Annotated in this window: 14 protein-coding genes and 1 pseudogene; 11 read left to right on the forward strand and 4 right to left on the reverse strand. The window is 63.0% G+C overall.

What is annotated here, in order from left to right; all coding sequences use genetic code 11:
• Positions 1-131 (forward strand): annotated as a pseudogene (locus ACIROW_RS22300) (succinyl-CoA--3-ketoacid-CoA transferase); the annotation flags it as partial.
• Positions 132-223: 92 nt separating this feature from the next.
• Here ACIROW_RS22300 and ACIROW_RS22305 read toward each other — a convergent pair.
• A complete protein-coding gene (locus ACIROW_RS22305; RefSeq protein ID WP_402278978.1) occupies positions 224-1963 on the reverse strand; it encodes a chloride channel protein in 1740 nt (579 codons plus the stop codon).
• A gap of 277 nt (positions 1964-2240) precedes the next feature.
• Here ACIROW_RS22305 and ACIROW_RS22310 point away from each other — a divergent pair, with 277 nt between their 5' ends.
• The gene (locus tag ACIROW_RS22310) at positions 2241-2579 is read left to right on the forward strand and encodes an STAS domain-containing protein (RefSeq protein WP_402278980.1); all 339 of its coding nucleotides are present in this window, start codon (positions 2241-2243) and stop codon (positions 2577-2579) included.
• Positions 2580-2623: 44 nt separating this feature from the next.
• Here the strand turns inward: ACIROW_RS22310 and ACIROW_RS22315 are convergent, their stop codons facing one another.
• Complete coding sequence (locus tag ACIROW_RS22315) at positions 2624-3265, reverse strand: glutathione S-transferase family protein (protein WP_402278982.1); 642 nt, start codon at positions 3263-3265, stop codon at positions 2624-2626.
• Positions 3266-3468: 203 nt separating this feature from the next.
• On the opposite strand from ACIROW_RS22315, the gene ACIROW_RS22320 reads away from it, so the two are divergent.
• From ACIROW_RS22320 to panE, 4 genes are all read left to right on the forward strand, one after another.
• On the forward strand, positions 3469-4029 hold the full coding sequence (locus ACIROW_RS22320; RefSeq protein ID WP_402278984.1) for a TetR/AcrR family transcriptional regulator: 561 nt from the start codon (positions 3469-3471) through the stop codon (positions 4027-4029).
• A gap of 223 nt (positions 4030-4252) precedes the next feature.
• Positions 4253-5053, forward strand: a complete 801-nt coding sequence (locus ACIROW_RS22325; RefSeq protein ID WP_402278986.1) for an SDR family NAD(P)-dependent oxidoreductase — start codon at positions 4253-4255, stop codon at positions 5051-5053.
• A 12-nt stretch (positions 5054-5065) separates the two neighbouring features.
• A complete protein-coding gene (locus ACIROW_RS22330; RefSeq protein WP_116435922.1) occupies positions 5066-5470 on the forward strand; it encodes a helix-turn-helix domain-containing protein in 405 nt (134 codons plus the stop codon).
• Positions 5471-5472: 2 nt separating this feature from the next.
• Positions 5473-6405: a 2-dehydropantoate 2-reductase gene (gene panE / locus ACIROW_RS22335; RefSeq protein ID WP_402278988.1), complete on the forward strand. Its 933-nt coding sequence runs from the start codon at positions 5473-5475 to the stop codon at positions 6403-6405.
• Between the two features lie 61 nt (positions 6406-6466).
• Here the strand turns inward: panE and ACIROW_RS22340 are convergent, their stop codons facing one another.
• Positions 6467-7960 carry an efflux transporter outer membrane subunit gene (locus tag ACIROW_RS22340; protein WP_402278990.1) on the reverse strand — a complete coding sequence of 498 codons (1494 nt, stop codon included), beginning with the start codon at positions 7958-7960 and terminating at the stop codon, positions 6467-6469.
• Positions 7961-8150: 190 nt separating this feature from the next.
• On the opposite strand from ACIROW_RS22340, the gene ACIROW_RS22345 reads away from it, so the two are divergent.
• Complete coding sequence (locus tag ACIROW_RS22345; protein WP_402278992.1) at positions 8151-9260, forward strand: HlyD family secretion protein; 1110 nt, start codon at positions 8151-8153, stop codon at positions 9258-9260.
• A gap of 2 nt (positions 9261-9262) precedes the next feature.
• Positions 9263-10849, forward strand: a complete 1587-nt coding sequence (locus tag ACIROW_RS22350; protein WP_402278994.1) for a DHA2 family efflux MFS transporter permease subunit — start codon at positions 9263-9265, stop codon at positions 10847-10849.
• Positions 10850-10880: 31 nt separating this feature from the next.
• On the opposite strand, the gene ACIROW_RS22355 is transcribed toward ACIROW_RS22350, so the two are convergent.
• On the reverse strand, positions 10881-11747 hold the full coding sequence (locus tag ACIROW_RS22355) for an oxygenase MpaB family protein (RefSeq protein ID WP_402278996.1): 867 nt from the start codon (positions 11745-11747) through the stop codon (positions 10881-10883).
• 159 nt (positions 11748-11906) lie between these two features.
• On the opposite strand from ACIROW_RS22355, the gene ACIROW_RS22360 reads away from it, so the two are divergent.
• Genes ACIROW_RS22360 through ACIROW_RS22370 form a run of 3 tightly spaced genes read left to right on the forward strand, consistent with a single transcriptional unit; the run spans position 11907 to position 17849 of the window.
• On the forward strand, positions 11907-15137 hold the full coding sequence (locus ACIROW_RS22360; RefSeq protein WP_402278997.1) for an efflux RND transporter permease subunit: 3231 nt from the start codon (positions 11907-11909) through the stop codon (positions 15135-15137).
• 16 nt (positions 15138-15153) lie between these two features.
• Positions 15154-16413 carry an efflux RND transporter periplasmic adaptor subunit gene (locus tag ACIROW_RS22365; protein ID WP_402278999.1) on the forward strand — a complete coding sequence of 420 codons (1260 nt, stop codon included), beginning with the start codon at positions 15154-15156 and terminating at the stop codon, positions 16411-16413.
• Positions 16413-17849 carry an efflux transporter outer membrane subunit gene (locus tag ACIROW_RS22370; protein WP_402279169.1) on the forward strand — a complete coding sequence of 479 codons (1437 nt, stop codon included), beginning with the start codon at positions 16413-16415 and terminating at the stop codon, positions 17847-17849. The genes ACIROW_RS22365 and ACIROW_RS22370 overlap by 1 nt, the downstream gene beginning before the upstream one ends.
• Positions 17850-17900 lie beyond the last annotated feature (51 nt).

Here is a 17900-nt window from a genome sequence, read left to right on the forward strand (position 1 = left end):
GCATCATCACCGATCTGGGTGTCATTGACGTGACGCCGGGCGGCCTGAAGCTGATCGAGCTGGCCACGGGCGTGACCAAGGAAGACGTGATCGCCAACACCGAAGCCGAACTCGACGTCAGCGCAGTGTAATTCACAAAGTTTGTTCTGCGTTCTCTTCGGAGAGTGGACGGCACAGGGGTCGAAGCCTGTGCCGTTTTTTATGCGCGTTTGATACTTGTGGGTCAGCGCCGCGCCAATCGTTCGCGCACGTGCTCTTCATGGAACACCGTGTGGGCCGGCTTGACCAGATCGCTGCGGCTGACGATGCCGATCAGCTGCAGCGATGATGCGTCGGCTACGACCGGCAGGCGTTCAACGTGATGCGCCGCCATGCGCCGCGCAATCGACTGGCAGGTTTCGATGGGGAAGGCGAGCAGGGAAGTGGACGGCGCCAGCAGTGCGCCGATCGGCGTCGCGCCTTCATGTTTATCGAGATGCGCGAGCAAGGTGCCGCGATCCAACATGCCGACCAATTTCCCATGAGTATCGCAGACCGGAAACGCCCGGTGCCGTTGCGTCGCACCGAAGTAGGCCGAAGCGATGTCGTCCAGGCTGAGCGAGGCGGGGATCGTCACCGCGTCGCGCGTCATCACTTCTTCCACGAACATGCGTTCTTGCGGATCGACGCTGTATTCGCGATAGATGTGCAGGCCGCGTCGCGCGATCTTTTCCGTCATGATGGAGCGGCGCATGACCAGCACCGTGAAGCCATAGGAAATCCCGGTCGCCAGCAGCAGCGGCAGGAAGGCGTTGAAGTCGCCCGTCAGTCCCAGCGCAAACACCGCCGCCGTCAGCGGCGCGCCGAGCACGCCGGCCAGCACCGCCGCCATGCACACCAGCGGCCACAGGGTCGGATCGCTGCCGGGGATCACGTAGGCGATCGCAGTCCCGAGTCCCGCGCCCAGCATCAGCAAGGGCGCCAGCACGCCGCCGGAGGTGCCCGAGCCGAGTGCAATTACCCAGATCACTGCCTTGACCGCCAGCAAGGCCAGCACCGCCGACATCGCCAGATGATGGTTGAGCAGATCGGCGATGACATCGTAGCCCACGCCCAGCGCGCGCGGCTCGAAGTAGCCGCCGATCCCGACCGCCACCGCGCCCAGCGCTGGCCACCACATCCAATGCAGCGGCAAGGCATGGAAGCGATCTTCGATCCAGTACAAGGCGACCGACATTGCCGATGACAGCGCGCCGCTCAGCAGGCCGGCGACGATGCACACCAGCAGCGCCGACAAGCCGACCGGATCGGTATGCAGCGGAAACAGCGGTCCCGGTTCCAGCAGCAGCGGTCGGGCGAAGCCGGCCACCGCGCACGCCAGGATGACCGGCAGCAAGCTGCGCGGCCGCCATTCGAACAGCAGCAGTTCCACCGCCAGCAAGACGGCCGCAACCGGTGTGCCGAATACTGCCGTCATGCCGGCTGTCGCGCCTGCAACCAGCAGGGTCTTGCGCTCCGCCGCGCTGACATGAAAGTGCTGCGCGATCAGCGAGCCGATGGCGCCGCCGGTCATGATGATCGGTCCTTCGGCGCCGAACGGTCCGCCGCTGCCGATCACGATGCCCGACGCCAGCGGTTTGAGCACCGCGACCTTGGCGGACATTTTGCTCTTGCCGAACAGGATGGCTTCGATCGCTTCCGGAATGCCGTGACCGCGGATCTTGTCCGAGCCGAAGCGGGCCATCAATCCGACGATCAGCCCACCAATAACCGGCACCATCACCACCGCCATTCCCAATGTGTGGGTGGCAGGCGAGCGATCCGCAAACGACAGCGTCTGGAAGAAAAAAAGATTGGTAAAAAAATGAATCAGGTTCAGCAGCACGAAGGCGGCGACGGTACTGATGCCGCCGATCACGACGGCAATACCGGCAAGGAAAAGTACGCGGCGGTCGAGGCCGAAGTCACGTTGGTGGCGGCGCATGAGGAATTCGGAAAGGGGAAAAAGGACAACGGCATCCAGGAAAACGGGTGCCGTGAAATATATCACATTGTGATGTATTTAATGAATTCGAGCAAAGAAACGATTTTGTACTGACATTGTTTCTAGGTTTGATGCGGAATGTTTTCGCAATGCGACACTGATGAAATCGAGTTACAAAGACAGGACGAACGCTGGTAACGATTGGTAACTATTCGCGGCATCCGGTTACATGAGGCGCGTTCATAATACAAAGCCCTCACAACCGATGGAAGACACCATGAAGCTGGAGACCAGTCAAAATGACGGCGTGATGATCGTACGCGCCAACGGCCGTCTGGACGCCAACGGCGCAGGCGAATTTATGGTTCAGTTACGCGAACAATGTGATGGTACGGCGAAAAAACTGATCCTCGACTTCAGCGGCCTGACCGAACTCGGATCGGCGGGCTTGCGCGTGCTGTACCTGCTCAGCAAAAAAGCGCAAGGCGCACGCGATTGCTTGCTGGTGGCCGGCATGCGCCCGAGCGTGCGCGACGTGTTTGAAGATACCGGCTTTGTCGCGCTCTACAAAGTCGTCGATACCGTCGAAGAATGCCTGGACGCCAGCCACGCATGATGCGCAGGATGCACCCCGTGCATCCCTTGACCTTGCAGAACTGTCTACGCCACCAGCGGCGTGGCCGTCATCGGGACGAACTTCGGCAGGCTCTCGATGCGTGCGATCCAGGCGCGCACGTGGGTGTACGCTTCGAGGCTGACGCCGCCTTCGGGCGCATGCGCGACATAGCTGTAGCAGGCGACGTCGGCAATCGTCGGACGTGTTCCCACCAGGAAGCTGCGGCCAGCCAAATGCGCATCCAGCAGTTGCAGCAGCGCCGTCGCCTTCTGGGTCGCCAGTGCGTAATCGTGCGGTGCGCCGAACACCTTCACCAGGCGCGCCTTGCCGGGGCCTTCCAGTACTTCCCCCGAGGCCAGTGACAGGAACTGCTGCACGCGCGCCGCATCGGCGGGATCGGATGGCAGCCAGCCAGATTCGCCATATTGCTTCGCCAGATACACCAGGATGGCGGTCGAGTCGTACAGCGTGATGTCGCCGTCCTCGATCACCGGTACTTGGCCGCGCGGATTCTTGGCGAGGAAACTCGCCTCTTTCTGCGCTTTGTTCGGCAAATCCACGTAAATGAACTCGTAAGGCAGGTCCAGCAGCGTCAGGAACAGCTGGACGCGATGGCTGTGACCGGACAGCGGAAAGCCGTACAGGCGGATGGGTTGGGCAGGTTGTGCGACTGGAGGGGTAGGCATTGGAAAACTCCTGAAGGTGACGGTGCAGAACGAGAAAAATCCGGAAGTCCGGTAATTATTCCAAACGTTGTACCGAACGATCGGTACAATAAACAATCAAAAGTAGACTGTCAAATAAATCTATAATCCTTGAAACGCAAAACAACGCCGCCACCTGCCCGGTGCAGCCGCCAACGACGTTGCCTCTCAACGAAGTCATATTTATGCCCGCGCCCACCCTGTCCCGAGACGAAGTCGTCCAACGCATCCTCGCCGAATTCCGTCGCTCGGGTTATCAGGGCGCGACCCTGGCGAGCCTGTCGGAAGCGACTGGCCTGGGCAAGTCCAGCCTCTATCACTACTTCCCCAACGGCAAGGCCGACATGGGCGAAGCAGCGTTGCAAGCCGTAGGCGTGTGGATCGGTGAAAACGTCCTGCCGGCATTGAGTGAATCCGGCTCGCCGGAAAAGCGACTGAAGAAATTCAGCGCCGGCCTCAGCGAGTTCTACGCCAAGGGTTCCAGGCCCTGCCTTACCGACTTGTTCACCATCGGCGAAGCCGGCGAGCTCTATCAGCAATACCTGAAGCAGCGCCTCGGCAATCTGATCAAGGCGCTGGCGGCCGTCGTCACCGAAACAGGGATCGGCGCGGAAGAGGCGACCCGCCGCGCCGAAGACGCCATGATCACGCTGCACGGCTCACTGGTCGTCTCGCGCGCGTTGGGCAGCACCGCACCGTTCACGCGCACCATGCGCAATTTTCCGGCCGTCCTGCTCGGACAATAATCCGCACCCACCCTCTTTAACTTACCCTCCGGCGCTGATGCGCAGCCGCCGGGTATCGAATAGCGAATATCGGTATCAGGTGCCGGCTGCCGCGCGCCATTAGGCATTCCCTATCGTTCCGATTGAAATGATGAACTTGCTTGACATTCGGCTAGTTACTATTATCATGAAAGTAACTGGCCGAATCGTCGGGCGTTACCCCTCACCCTTTCTGGAGAACATCATGAGCAACACAAACAACAAGCCCGGCACCGCCCTCATCACCGGTGCCTCGACCGGCATCGGCGCTACCTACGCAGGCCGCCTGGCGCAACGCGGCTATGACCTGATCCTGGTGGCGCGCGACGTCAAGCGCCTGGAAACCCTGGCCGAACGCCTGCGCAAGGAAACTTCGGTCAAGGTCGACGTCCTGCCCGCCGATCTGGTCAACAAGGCCGACCTGCTGAAAGTCGAGCAACGCCTGCGCAGCGACGCCTCGGTGACGATGCTGGTCAACAACGCCGGCATGTCGATCTCGGGTGAACTGGCCGACGGCAACGTCGACCAATACGACGCCATGATCCAGCTCAACATCACCGCCGTCTTGCGCCTCGCCGCAGCGGTCGCGCCCGGCTTCATCGCGCGCAAGGGTGGCACGCTGATCAACGTCGCCTCGGTGCTGGCGCTGGCGCCTGAACTGTTCAACGGCGCCTACAGCGGCACCAAGGCCTTCGTCCTGAACCTGAGCCAATCGCTGCAAAAGGAACTGGGCAATCATGGCGTGCGCGTGCAGGCCGTGTTGCCGGGCGCTACCCGCACCGAAATCTGGGAACGTTCCGGCACCGACATCGCCAACCTGCCGGCCGAAATGCTGATGGAAGTGGACGATCTGGTTGACGCCGCCTTGTCGGGTCTCGACCTGGGCGAACAAGTCACGATTCCATCGCTGCCTGACGTCGGCCAATGGGAAGCGCTGACTGCAGCGCGCCAGGCCCTGGCCCCGAACCTGTCGCTCAGCAAGCCCGCCACGCGCTACCTCAAGTAAGCCGATCCGCGCATGCGTCACAAATGCATAGCTGATGAAGAATGCCCCGTTGCTTGCACACTGCAGATGGTGGGCGAGTGGTGGAGCATTCTGATTCTGCGCGATTGCCTGCGCGGATTGACCCGCTTCGACCAGTTTCAGAAAAATCTGGCAATATCCCCCAACATGCTGACGCGCCGACTGCAGACACTGGTCGACGCCGGCCTGCTGGAGCGGCGTCAATATTGCGAACATCCGCCACGCCACGAATACATCCTGACCGAACGCGGTCGCGATTTCCGCATCGTGATCGCGGCGATGTACGACTGGGGCAGCCGCAATCTGCCGATCGAAGGACAGGCGGATTCGCCGCGACCTTCATCGCTGCCGGGCGAGGATGCCGAACGCTATTTGCAGGGAAAAAACGAGGAGATCTAGCAATGCGAATTCTGGTAGTGGGAGCCGGCGCAGTCGGTGGATATTTTGGCGGCCGCATGGTGGCGGCGGGACGCGACGTGACCTTCCTGGTGCGTGAGAAACGCGCACAACTGTTGGCGCAGAACGGCCTGCAAATCAAGAGTCCGGTCGGCGACCTGAGCTTGCCCAATCCGCCCACCGTGTTGAAGCAAAATCTGCAGCAAGCCTATGACCTGGTCATCCTGAGCTGCAAGGCCTACGATCTGGGCGACGCCATCGAGTCCTTTGCCGCCGCAGTCGGACCGGACACGATCATCCTGCCACTGCTCAACGGCCTGCAACATCTCGACGTGCTGGCCGCGCGTTTCGGCGCAGAGAAAATCCTGGGCGGGCAATGCGTCATCGCCAGCACCGTCGGCACCGATGGCGCCATCCGTCATCTGAATACTTTCCACGGCATGACCTTCGGCGAGCGCGACGGCGCGGCATCATCGCGCGTGCAGGCGATTGAGCAGCAACTCGCAGGGGCCGGCTTCGACGTCAATGTCAGCACCGCCATCCTGCAATCAATGTGGGAAAAATGGATCATGCTGGCGTCGCTGGCCGGCAGCACCAGCCTGATGCGCTCCAACATCGGCGACATCATGCAGGCGGCCGGCGGGCTGGAATTCGTCAGCGGTTTGCTCGATGAAGCCAGCGGCGTTGCTACCGCCAACGGTCATGCGCCGGGCGGGCCGTTCTTCGAACGCACGCGCAAGATGCTGACCGAGGCAGGGTCGACACTGACCGCGTCCATGTTCCGGGACATCGGCAACGGCGCACGCATCGAAGCCGATCACATCATCGGCGATCTGCTGCGCCGCGGCCGTGAAGCGGCAGTCAAAACTGACTTGCTGCAAATCGTCTACACCCATCTCAAGACCTACGAGGCGCGTCTGCTGAACCAGCCGGCCTGATCGGCCATCATCACGAAATGCACGCGCCTTCAAATGAGGCGCATGCATTTCTATCTACCATCTACCATCCACCACCCAGCGAACGGAACGTCGACACCGCTGCACGCGCATCGTCGGCGCGCACCTGCGCCAGCTGGTCGCGCGCATGCAGCAGCAGGCGGTCTTCTTCCAGCACTTCGGTCAGGCTCAGTACACCGCCCTGATACGCATCCTGCGCCGCACTGCGTGCGCGCTGTCGCGCGGCGACCTCATCAGTCAGCTCGGCGCTTTGTTTCTCAAGTTGCACCAGCGTCACGATGGCGTTCTCGACGTCTTCAGTGGCGCGCAGAATCGATTGCCGATAGCGCGCCAGCGCTTCCTGGTTGACGCCTTTGGCGCGCGCGACCTCGGCGTCGATGCGGCCGAAGTCGAAAAGGCGCCAGCGCAATCCCAACGCCGCCTGCGGCTGAAAGCTGTCAGCGCTGAACAGGCCGGCCGCGCCCAGGCTCTCAAAACCGAGCAGGGCCGACAGCGACAACTTCGGGTAGTACTCGGCCATGGCCACGCCGATGCGCGCATTCGACGCCGCCAGCTTGCGTTCGGCCGCCAGCACGTCGGGGCGGCGGCGCAACAACCCCGCGCTGCCGTCGGCAACGCTGATGGCCGGCACCGCGATATTGTCGGTCGCGCCTGCATCCAGTTCGCGCGCATAGGTTCCGGGTACCGCGCCCATCAATACGTCGAGGCGATTGAGCTGGCGTTCGAGTTCGGTGCGCAGCGGCGGGATGCCGGCGCGCGCCTGCGACAATTGCGCCTGCGCCAAAGCATCTTCACGTTGATTGGACAAGCCGTCGTGCAAACGCAACTTCACCAGCCCCAGCAACTTGTCGCTGGTCTGCACCTGGTCTTCGGCAATGCGGATGCGTGACTGCGCGCTGCGAATGCGGAAGTAGGCGTCTGCCGCTTCGGCTGCAATCGAAATGCGCACGCCGAGGTGATCCGCCTCGGCGGCGTCGCGCTCGGCATCGGCCGCTTCGACGCCGCGCTTGAGCGAGCCCGCCAGGTCGGTTTCCCAGCTGGCGCCGACGCTGACGTCATACAAGGTCTGGGTGCGCTGATAGCCGGGGAAGCTGGATGCAATCTTGCCCAGCGGGCTGTTGAGCGACTGGCGCTGGCGTCCCGCTTGCGTATCCAGGCCGACCTGCGGCAGCCGCTCGGCGCCGGCGTGACGCGCCACTGCTTGCGCCTGCTCCACGCGCGCCAGCGAGGCGGCCAGGTTGAGGTTCTGCTCCATCGCGCGCTGCACGATGCTGCTCAATATCGGATCGTTGAAGCCGGTCCACCACTGTTCGAGTTGCGGCATTGATGCCGAAGGTGCGTACGTTGCCGATGTTGCCGGGCGTTGTTCCAGCAACGACGCGTTGTGGAAGGCGCCGGTCGTCACCGCCGGCGCCTGGTAATCCGGGCCGCTGGCGCAGGCCGTCAAGAAGAGTCCCGCCGCCAGCGCCACCGCCGTCAGGCGTGCCGTGCGCAGTGCGGTGCCTGCAGTGATGCCTCTATATGTGCTGTCGCCCATGTCGCTTCCCCTAAACAAGTGTCGGATGTCGTGTTTTAAAAAGTTACTTGCAAAATGATAGTGTCTAGTTTAATCTAACTATCAAAATGAAAGCAACTAGCAATCTCAAAAATTTTCGCAGTAAAAAAATGCCGCAAGGCGACATCCATCGGGCGCAAGACAGACACTAGAGAAGGACTGGGGCAACAAGATGACAACGCAAGTAACTACAGCAGTCGGCGGCAACGAAGCCAATGGCGCAGCGCCGAAGGGCAAAAAGAGATTCGTCAAATTCGCAGTGCTGGCGCTGGTCCTGCTGGCCGCAGCCGTCTATCTGATTTACTGGTTTGCCGAAGGCCGCCATTGGGAGCACACCGATGACGCCTACGTCGGGGGCGACATCACCGTGATCGCGCCGAAGGTGTCGGGCAACATCGTCAAGGTGCTGGTCACCGACAACCAGCGCGTCAAGGCCGGCGACCTGCTGATCAAGATTGATGACCGCGATTACGTCGCGGTGCTGAACAAACTGGACGCCGCAGTGCAGGCGCAGCAAGCCGCGCTGGCCAACATCGATGCCGAGCGCCGCCTGCAGGAAGCGGTGATTGAGCAGGGCAAGGCCGGTGTCGCCGCCAGCAATGCCGACCTCACCCGCACCCGCGACGACCAGACGCGTTATCAGAGCCTGTCGTCCAAGGCGGCAGTATCGGTGCAGAGCTTCCAAAAAGCCGACGCCGACTACAAGCAGGCGCAGGCCAACGGCCAGAAGGCGCAAGCAGGCCTGGTAGCCGCGCAACGCGAGCTCGATGTGCTCGCCACGCAAAAGCAGAAGGTCCAGGCGGCCATGCAGCAAGCCATCGCCGAACGTAATCTGGCACAGCTGAATGTCGGCTATACCGAATTGCGCGCGCCGGTCGACGGCGTCGTCGGCAACCGCCGCGCGCGTCTGGGGGCGTATGCCGCCACCGGCGCGCAGTTACTGTCAATCGTGCCGGCGGAGGGATTGTGGGTCGACGCCAACTTCAAGGAAAGCCAGATCGCGCATTTCCAGGCCGGCATGACAGTGAAGATCAAGGCTGACGTCTTGCCCGGTGAAACCTTCCAGGGCCATGTCGCCAGCATCGCACCGGCAACCGGCGCGCAGTTCAGCATCCTGCCGGCCGAAAACGCCACCGGCAATTTCACCAAGATCGTCCAGCGCGTTCCCGTGCGCATCCTGCTTGACGGTGAAGCCGCCCGTCTGGGCAAGCTGCGTCCGGGCTTGTCGGTGACGGCGGAAGTGGATGAGCGCACAGGCAACTCCAACAGCAACCGGAGCTGAGCATGAGCGCTGCTGCCACGGGGGCCCTGGCATCGCCCGGCGAGCTCACGCAAAAAGCCAAGATCCTCGCCTTCGCCACCATGTGCGTCGGCATGTTCATCGCCCTGATCGACATCCAGATCGTGTCGGCTTCGCTGGCCGACATCGGCGGCGGCTTGTCGGCAGGCGCCGATGAAACCGCGTGGGTGCAGACCAGCTACCTGATCGCCGAGATCATCGTCATCCCGCTGTCGGGATGGCTGGCGCGCGTCATGTCGACGCGCTGGCTGTTCAGCGCCTCGGCGGTCGGCTTCACCATCGCCAGCATGCTGTGCGGCCTGGCGTGGGATATCAACAGCATGATCTTCTTCCGCGCGCTGCAAGGCTTCCTCGGCGGCTCGATGATCCCGATGGTGTTCACCTCGGCGTTCTTTTATTTCTCCGGGCATCAGCGCGTGATCGCTGCGGCGACCGTCGGCGCGTTGTCTTCATTGGCGCCGACGCTCGGACCAACCGTGGGGGGCTGGATCACCAGCAACTATTCGTGGCACTGGCTGTTCTTCATCAACCTGGTGCCGGGGATTTTTGTCGCGGTGGTGGTGCCGATGCTGGTGCGCATCGACAAGCCGAATCTGTCGCTGCTCAAGGGCGCCGACTATCTTGGCATGATCCTGCTGGCAGCCAGTCTCGGCTGTCTGGAATATTCGCTGGAAGAAGGGCCGCGGCTGGGTTGGCTGGGCGACGACATCATCAGGACCACCGTGTGGATTTCCATCGTTGCCGGCATCGGCTTCATCTGGCGCAGCCTGGCGTACGACAACCCGGTGGTCGACCTGCGTGCGCTCAAGGATCGCAACTTTGCACTCGGTTGTTTCTTTTCCTTCGTCACCGGCATCGGCATCTTCGCCACGGTCTATCTGACGCCGGTGTTCCTGGCGCATGTGCGCGGCTTCAGCGCGCTCGACATCGGCCTGGCGATCTTTGCGACCGGCCTGTTCCAGATCTGTGCGATTCCGTTCTATACCTATCTGGGACGGCGCGTCGATCTGCGCTGGCTGATGATGTTCGGCATGGCCTGCTTCGCGCTGAGCATGTGGAACTTCACGCCGATCACGCACGACTGGGGCTGGCGCGAGCTGATGTTGCCGCAAGCGCTGCGCGGCTTCGCACAGCAGTTCGCGGTGGCGCCGGTGGTGACGCTGACTTTGGGAGCGCTCAAGCCCGAGCGCCTGAAGCAGGCCTCGGGTTTGTTCAACCTGATGCGCAACCTGGGCGGCGCGATCGGCATCGCGGTGTGCGGCACCATCCTCAACGATCGCACCAACCTGCATTTCCTGCGCTTGGCGGAACATCTCAACAGCGCCAATGAATCGATGAACAATCTGCTGCAAAACACCGGCGTCAACATGCTGACATGGGGACTCGACGGCGGCAGCGCGCCGACCGGCGCCTTGCAGCAATTATGGAAGCTGACCATGCGCGAAGCGCAGACGCAGACTTTCGCTGATGCCTTCCTCGCGGTAATGGTGTGTTTCCTGGTGGCGATCGTGCTGATTCCGCTGATGCACAAAGTGGCGCCGCCGAAAGCGCCGTCAGCCGACGCCCACTAAGCCGGTTCGTTAGTCGATGCGTTAATCCGGATCAGCCGGCCATGCGATCGCGAGCAAGCTGGGCGGAGCTCTGACGCACTGCCCAGCGCACCGGCATGGCAGCGATGCCGACGGCACGCTGCAGCAGTGCCCGCTGCAGCGGCCGCAACGGCGTCATCCCCAGTTGTTGCTTGGCCCAGTCGGGCAGCAAGTCCACGCCGGCGCGCGTCATCAGGCGCGTGAACGGCAACGCCAGCGCATTCGGCGCCGGCGCATTCAACACCAGCTCGACCGTCTTGAGCGTGCGCTCTTCGCAGCGCAACTGCGGGCGCATGCTTTCTATATAAGTTTCCAGATCTTTCAGATTGCGCGGCACGTCGACGGCGCCGAGCTTCTCCGCAACCAGCGCAATTTCATCGAGGTAGCGGTTCTGCATCGCCAGGCTGAAGTCCGGATTGCGATAGCGCACGTACGCGCGCAGGAAGCACCACACTTCCGCCGCATGCACCCACGTCAACAGCGCCGGATCGTCGGCGGCATAGGACCGGCCGTCGGCCGCAACACCGCGTACACTGGCGTGGATGCGGCGTACGCGCTCGATCAGGCGTTCGGCGTCGGCGCTGCTGCCGAAGGTCGTCCCGGCGATGAACTGCGCAGTGCCGCGCAAGCGGCCAAGCATGTCTTGCTGAAATGTGGAATGATCCCACACGCCTGCCAGCGGCAGCGGGTGCAGCATCTGCAATAACAGCGCACTGACGCCGCCGATCAGCATCGATGTGAAGTCGCTGTGCACCTGCCAGCAGGGTGAATCCGGACCGAACAGGCCGGGATCGCCCTTGGGCAGCCGGAAGTCCGGACTGCCGGGTGGGCGGCTGATGCTGATGACGCTGGCTTCGATGCGGGTACGCAGTGCTTCCATGGGACTTCTCGCAGGACGGAATGCCATGGTAAGGCTTTTGTCAGTTAGCTGCAGCAGCGTGGTAAATAAGCAGAAAAGGGCTGGATGGCCCAAGAGTAGTGGCTTTAAAGCAAATTATTCTGAGTATAATAAAAGTCTTATTTCAGGGAACCAAAGTACATGTCAATGGTCGAGTTGGCGCTGCGTCGCCCTTACACCTTTATTGTGATGGCGATGCTGATCGTGCTGTCCACGCCGCTCGTGCTCATGAAAATGGCGACGGACATTTTCCCGGAAATCAATATCCCGGTCATCAGCATCATCTGGAATTACAACGGCCTGTCCGCCCAGGAAATGGGGCAGCGCATCGCCTCCCAGAATGAGCGCGGCCTGACCACCGTGGTCAGCGACATCGAACACATCGAATCGCAATCGCTGGCCGGCGTTGCCGTGATCAAGGTGTTCTTCCAGCCGACCGCCAACATCCAGAACGCCATCGCCCAGACCGTCGCCTCGGTGCAGTCGCAACTGCGCCAGCTGCCGCCCGGCATCACGCCGCCGCTGGTGATCAAGTATTCCGCTTCCAGCATTCCGGTCATGCAACTGGCGCTGTCGAGCCCGACGCTGCCCGAGCAATCGCTGTTCGACGCCGCCGTCAACACGCTGCGCCCGCAACTGATCACGATCCCGGGCGTCGCAGTGCCGTTCCCTTACGGCGGCAAGACACGCCTGATATCGGTCGACCTTGACACCCAGGCGTTGCAGGCGCGCGGCCTGTCGCCGGTCGACGTGGTCAATGCCGTCAACACGCAAAACCTGATCCTGCCGTCCGGCACCGCCAAGTTCGGCGCCACCGAATACACGGTCAAGATGAACGGCTCGCCGGAAGCGGTGGCCGGCCTCAACGACCTGCCGGTGCGCACCAGCAACGGCGCCACCACCTATCTGAAGGACGTCGCCTACGTGCGCGACGGCTTCTCGCCGCAGACCAACGTGGTGCGCCAGGACGGCGTACGCGGCGTCCTGTTGTCGGTGCTGAAGAACGGCGGCGCCTCCACGCTGGACATCGTCAACAACCTGCGCGCGTTGCTGCCGCAAGCGCAGCAGACCATGCCGGCCGACGTCAAGATCACGCCGCTGTTCGACCAGTCGCTGTTCGTGAAAGCAGCCGTCAAGGGCGTGGTCGCCGAAGCGCTCATCGCCGCCGGCCTGACCGCGGCGATGGTGCTGCTGTTCCTTGGAAACTGGCGTAGCACGCTGATCATCGCATTGACGATTCCGCTGTCCATCCTGGCCTCGATCCTGATCCTTTACATGCTCGGCGAGACGCTCAACCTGATGACGCTGGGGGGCCTCGCGCTCTCGGTCGGCATCCTGGTCGACCAGGCCATCGTGACGATTGAGAACATCGAGCGCCACATGCACATGGGCAAGCCGCTGCATGATGCGATCATTGTCGGCGCCGGTGAAATCGGCGTGCCGGCCTTCGTCTCGACCGTGTGTATCTGTATCGTGTTCGTGCCGATGTTCTTCCTGTCGGGCGTGGCGCGCTTCCTGTTCGTGCCGCTGGCCGAAGCGGTGGTGTTCGCGATGGCGGCGTCGTACATCCTCTCGCGCACGCTGGTGCCGACGCTGGTGATGCTGCTGATGGGTGGTGTCCATGGGGCGGAGGGTGGCAACAGCGGCGGCAAACCGAGCCTGCTGCAACGCCTGTACCGTGGCTTCGACAGCCGTTTCGAACACGTGCGCCGCGCCTACACGCTGGTGCTGTCGTCGCTGCTGTCGCATCGCCGTCGCTTCGCGCTGGCCTTCCTCGGTTTCTGCGTGCTGTCCTGCCTGCTGTATCCCTTCCTCGGCCGCGACTTCTTCCCCAACGTCGACGGCGGCCAGATTCGTCTGCACATGCGCATGCCGACCGGCACCCGCATCGAGGAAACCGCGCGCGCCGCCGATCAGGTTGAAGCGGCCATCCGCGAAATGATCCCGGCCCACGAGCTGGAAACCATACTCGACAACATCGGCGTTCCGAACAGCGGCATCAATCTCTCGTACAGCAACGCCGGCACCATCGGCACGCTGGACGGTGAAATCCTGATGTCGCTGCATGAAGACCATCGCCCGACCGAGCAACTGGTCAGCATGCTGCGCGCCGAATTACCCAAGCGCTTCCCGGGCATCGAGTTCTTCTTCCAGCCGGCCGACATCGTCACGCAGATCCTGAACTTCGGTTTGCCCGCCGCGATTGACGTGCAGTTCACCGGTCCCAACCTGCAGCAGAACGCCGAGTTGGCGGCGCAGCTGACCAAGCAGATCCGCCAGATTCCCGGCGCGGTCGACGCCCACGTGCATCAACGCCTCGACGGTCCGGCGCTGGACATGCAGATGGATCGCACGCGTCTGCAGCAGTTCGGCCTGTCCGCCGCCAACGTCGGCCAGAACGTCCTGATCGCGCTGTCCGGCAGTTCGCAGACGACGCCGGCTTTCTGGCTCAATCCGCAAAACGGCGTGGTCTACAATGTCGCCGTGCAGTCGCCGCAATATCGCGTGGATTCGCTCGATGCGCTGCTCAATATTCCGGTCGGCACAGGCGGCGCCGCTACCGCGACCGGCGCACCGACCATCACGCAATTGCTGGGCAACCTGGTGGACGTGAAGCCGGCCCGCCAGCAGGCGATCTCCTCGCGCTACAACATCCTGCCGGCCATCGACGTCTACGTCAGCGTGCAGGGCACCGACCTGGCCAGCGTCGCCGGCAAAGTAGAGAAGCTGGTCGCGGAAATGCGTCCGAAACTGCCGCGCGGCAGCCAGATCGCCGTGCGCGGCCAGGTGCAGACCATGCAGTCCTCGTTCATCGGGCTGGGCGTCGGCCTGGCGATGGCGATCGTGCTGGTGTACCTGCTGGTGGTGGTGAACTTCCAGTCGTGGATCGATGCGGCGATCATCATCGCCGCCTTGCCTGCTGCGCTGGCCGGCATTGCCTGGATGCTGTTCATCACCGGCACCACCTTGTCGGTGCCGGCGCTCACCGGGGCCATCATGACCATGGGGGTGGCGACCGCCAACAGTATTCTGATCGTCTCGTTTGCACGCCAGCGCCGCGAAGAGGGTGCCACGCCGCTGGCCGCCGCGCTCGAGTCCGGCGCCACGCGCATCCGGCCGGTGCTGATGACGGCGCTGGCGATGATCATCGGCATGATTCCGATGGCGCTTGGCCTGGGCGAAGGCGCGGAACAGAATGCGCCGCTCGGACGCGCCGTGATCGGCGGTCTGATCTTCGCCACCGTATCGACTTTATTCTTCGTTCCCGTCGTTTTCGCGGGCGTTCACCAACGACTGGCGCGCCGCAAAGAAGCGCGCCAGCAACACGGGCACGGACCGGCCGACCAGCCGCCTCAGCCTCAGCAGCCGTAACAGGAGATTTGAAGCAATGTCGCAAGAACGTCATTCCCAACTCGGCATCCATCCCCTCGACCCGGGCGAGGCTGGAGAGCTGTTGAAGCGCCGGCAGATCGTGCGCCGCACCCGCATCATCGTCATTGTCATCCTGGTGCTGCTGGCCGTCGGCGCTGCGCGCACCGTGATCAGCCGCGTGTTCAACGCGCGCGAACTGCAAGCCGGCACCACCGAGCGCGCCAAGCAATACGTCAAGACCGCGGTTGCCAAGAGCAGCGACGCGACCCAGACACTGTCGTTGCCCGGCACCTTGCAAGGCTATGTACAGTCGCCGATCTCGGCGCGCGCCGGCGGCTACCTCAAACGCTGGCACAAGGACATCGGCGCCCGCGTCGAAAAGGGCGAGCTGCTGGCCGAACTCGACACGCCGGAAATCGACCAGCAACTGTCGCAGGCCGTCGCCGCGCGCCAGCAGGCCGCCTCCAGCCTTGAACTGGCCAAGAGCACGGTCGACCGCTGGGAAGCCCTGCGCAAGAAGGATGCGGTTTCGCAACAGGAACTCGATGAACGCCGCAGCGGTTATTCGCAAGCGCGCTCCAACCTCGCCGCCGCTGACGCCAACGTCGAGCGCCTGCGCCAGGTGGAAGGCTTCAAGCGCATTGTCGCGCCGTTCGCCGGCGTCATTACACGCCGCAACGTCGACGTCGGCGACCTGGTTGATCCGGGCGCAGGCGGCGGCGCCGCACGCGCGCTGTTCCTGCTGTCGCAGACCGATCCGCTGCGCGTCTACATCAATGTGCCGCAGTCGTATTCCAACCTGATCAAGCAGGGCCAGAAAGTGGTCGTCACGCAAGCCGAATTGCGCGGCCAGAAGTTCGACGGCAAGGTGGCGCGCACCGCCGCCTCGATCGACACCACCACGCGCACCATGCAGGTCGAGGTGTCGCTGCCCAATCCGGACGGTGCGCTGATGCCGGGTGCATTCGTGCAGGTGGCCCTGCCGCTCAAGCCGAGCGGCGCGCTGGTGGTATCCACCGATGTCCTGCTGTTTCGCCGCGACGGCGCGATGGTGGCGTCGGTCGACGCCGGCAACAAGATCCGTCTCAAGCGCGTGCAGCTCGGTCGCAATTTCGGCCAGACCGTGGAAGTGCTGGAAGGCATCAACGGCGATGAGCGCTTGATCCTCAATCCGTCGGACTCAGTGGCCGAAGGCGATGAAGTGTCGGTCGCCGCTGAAACTGCCGCACCGAAGGACAAGGAAGGCAAGCCCGCTGCGGAAAAGGCCAAGTCGTGATGCTGCGCCTGCGCTCGATTGTTATTGCCGCGGGTATCGCTGCTGCGCTGGCCGGTTGCGCCGTCGGTCCTGACTATCGCAAGCCTGACGTCGACATGCCGGTGACCTGGCAGCTCGATGCGCCATGGCGGCAAAGCACGCCCGCCGATGAGCAGGCCAAGGGACCGTGGTGGGAACGCTTCGGCGATGCCAAGCTGAACGCCTTGCAACAGCAGGCGATCGACGGCAACCAGACCCTCGCCATCGCTGCCGCGCGTCTGACGCAGGCACGCGCGTCGGCCAACGTGGCCTCCGCCGGCATGTATCCGCAGGTCGGTGTCAGCACGCGCGCGTCGCGCCTGCGCATCGCCGGCAATCGTCCGCTGACCAATTACAACTCGCCCAACTTCGCTACGGTGCAGAACGATTTTGCGCTGGGCCTGAACGTCAACTATGAAGTCGACCTGGCCGGTCGCGTGCAGCGCAACGTCGAAGGCGCACGCGCCTCGTCGCAACAATCGGCCGCCGATTTCGAGAATACCCGGCTGCTGCTGAGCGCGGATCTCGCCGGCAACTATTTCAACCTGCGCGAACTGGACGTCGAACTCGACGTGCTGTCGCGCTCGATTGCATTGCAACGCAAGGCGCTGGAACTGGCGACTTCACGCCATGACCTGGGCGCCACGTCGGGTCTCGACGTCGCGCAGCAGCAGGCCTTGCTGGACACCACACTGACCCAGGTCGACGTACTGCGCAAATCGCGCGCGCAATTCGAGCATGCCATCGCCACGCTGGTCGGCACGCCGGCGCCGCTGTTTTCCCTGGCGCCGGAACTGGTGCCGATGACACCGCCGGCAGTGCCGCTGGGCGTGCCCTCGGACTTGCTGGAGCGTCGTCCCGACATCGCCTCGGCCGAACGCGCGATGGCCGCCGCCAATGCACAGATTGGCGTGGCCAAGGCGGCATTCTATCCGAGCATCATGCTGGCGCCGTCGTACGGCGTCGACAGCCGCAACATCGACACCTTGTTCAACGCGCCCAGCGTGGTGTGGTCGCTCGGCGTGTCGCTGGCGCAGACCCTGTTCGACGGCGGCCGCATCAGCGCCAACGTCGACTTCGCCAAGGGCGGCTATGCAGCATCGGTGGCTTCCTATCGGCGCGTGGTGCTGACCGCGATGCAGGAAGTGGAAGACGGCATCACCGGCGTCGCCGCGCTGGACCGCGCCTACACGCAAGCGCAGGCGGCCATCGTCAGCGCGCGCCGCGTGCTTGATCTCGCAAATAGCCGTTATGAAGGTGGCGTGTCGACTTACCTCGACGTGATCTCGGCGCAGCAATCGCTGCTCAACAGCGAACGCCAGGCGGCGCAATTGTTGGGACAGCGCATGCTGACTTCGGTGTTCCTGATCAAGGCCTTGGGCGGCGACTGGCCCGACGCCGGGATCGTGCTCAAATAGGGCAGTCAGGCTGACTACCGGGACCGGCCCTGTGCCGGTTCCGGTTGGCCC

Source organism: Herbaspirillum sp. NPDC101397 (assembly GCF_044767325.1).
Lineage (GTDB): Bacteria > Pseudomonadota > Gammaproteobacteria > Burkholderiales > Burkholderiaceae_D > Herbaspirillum.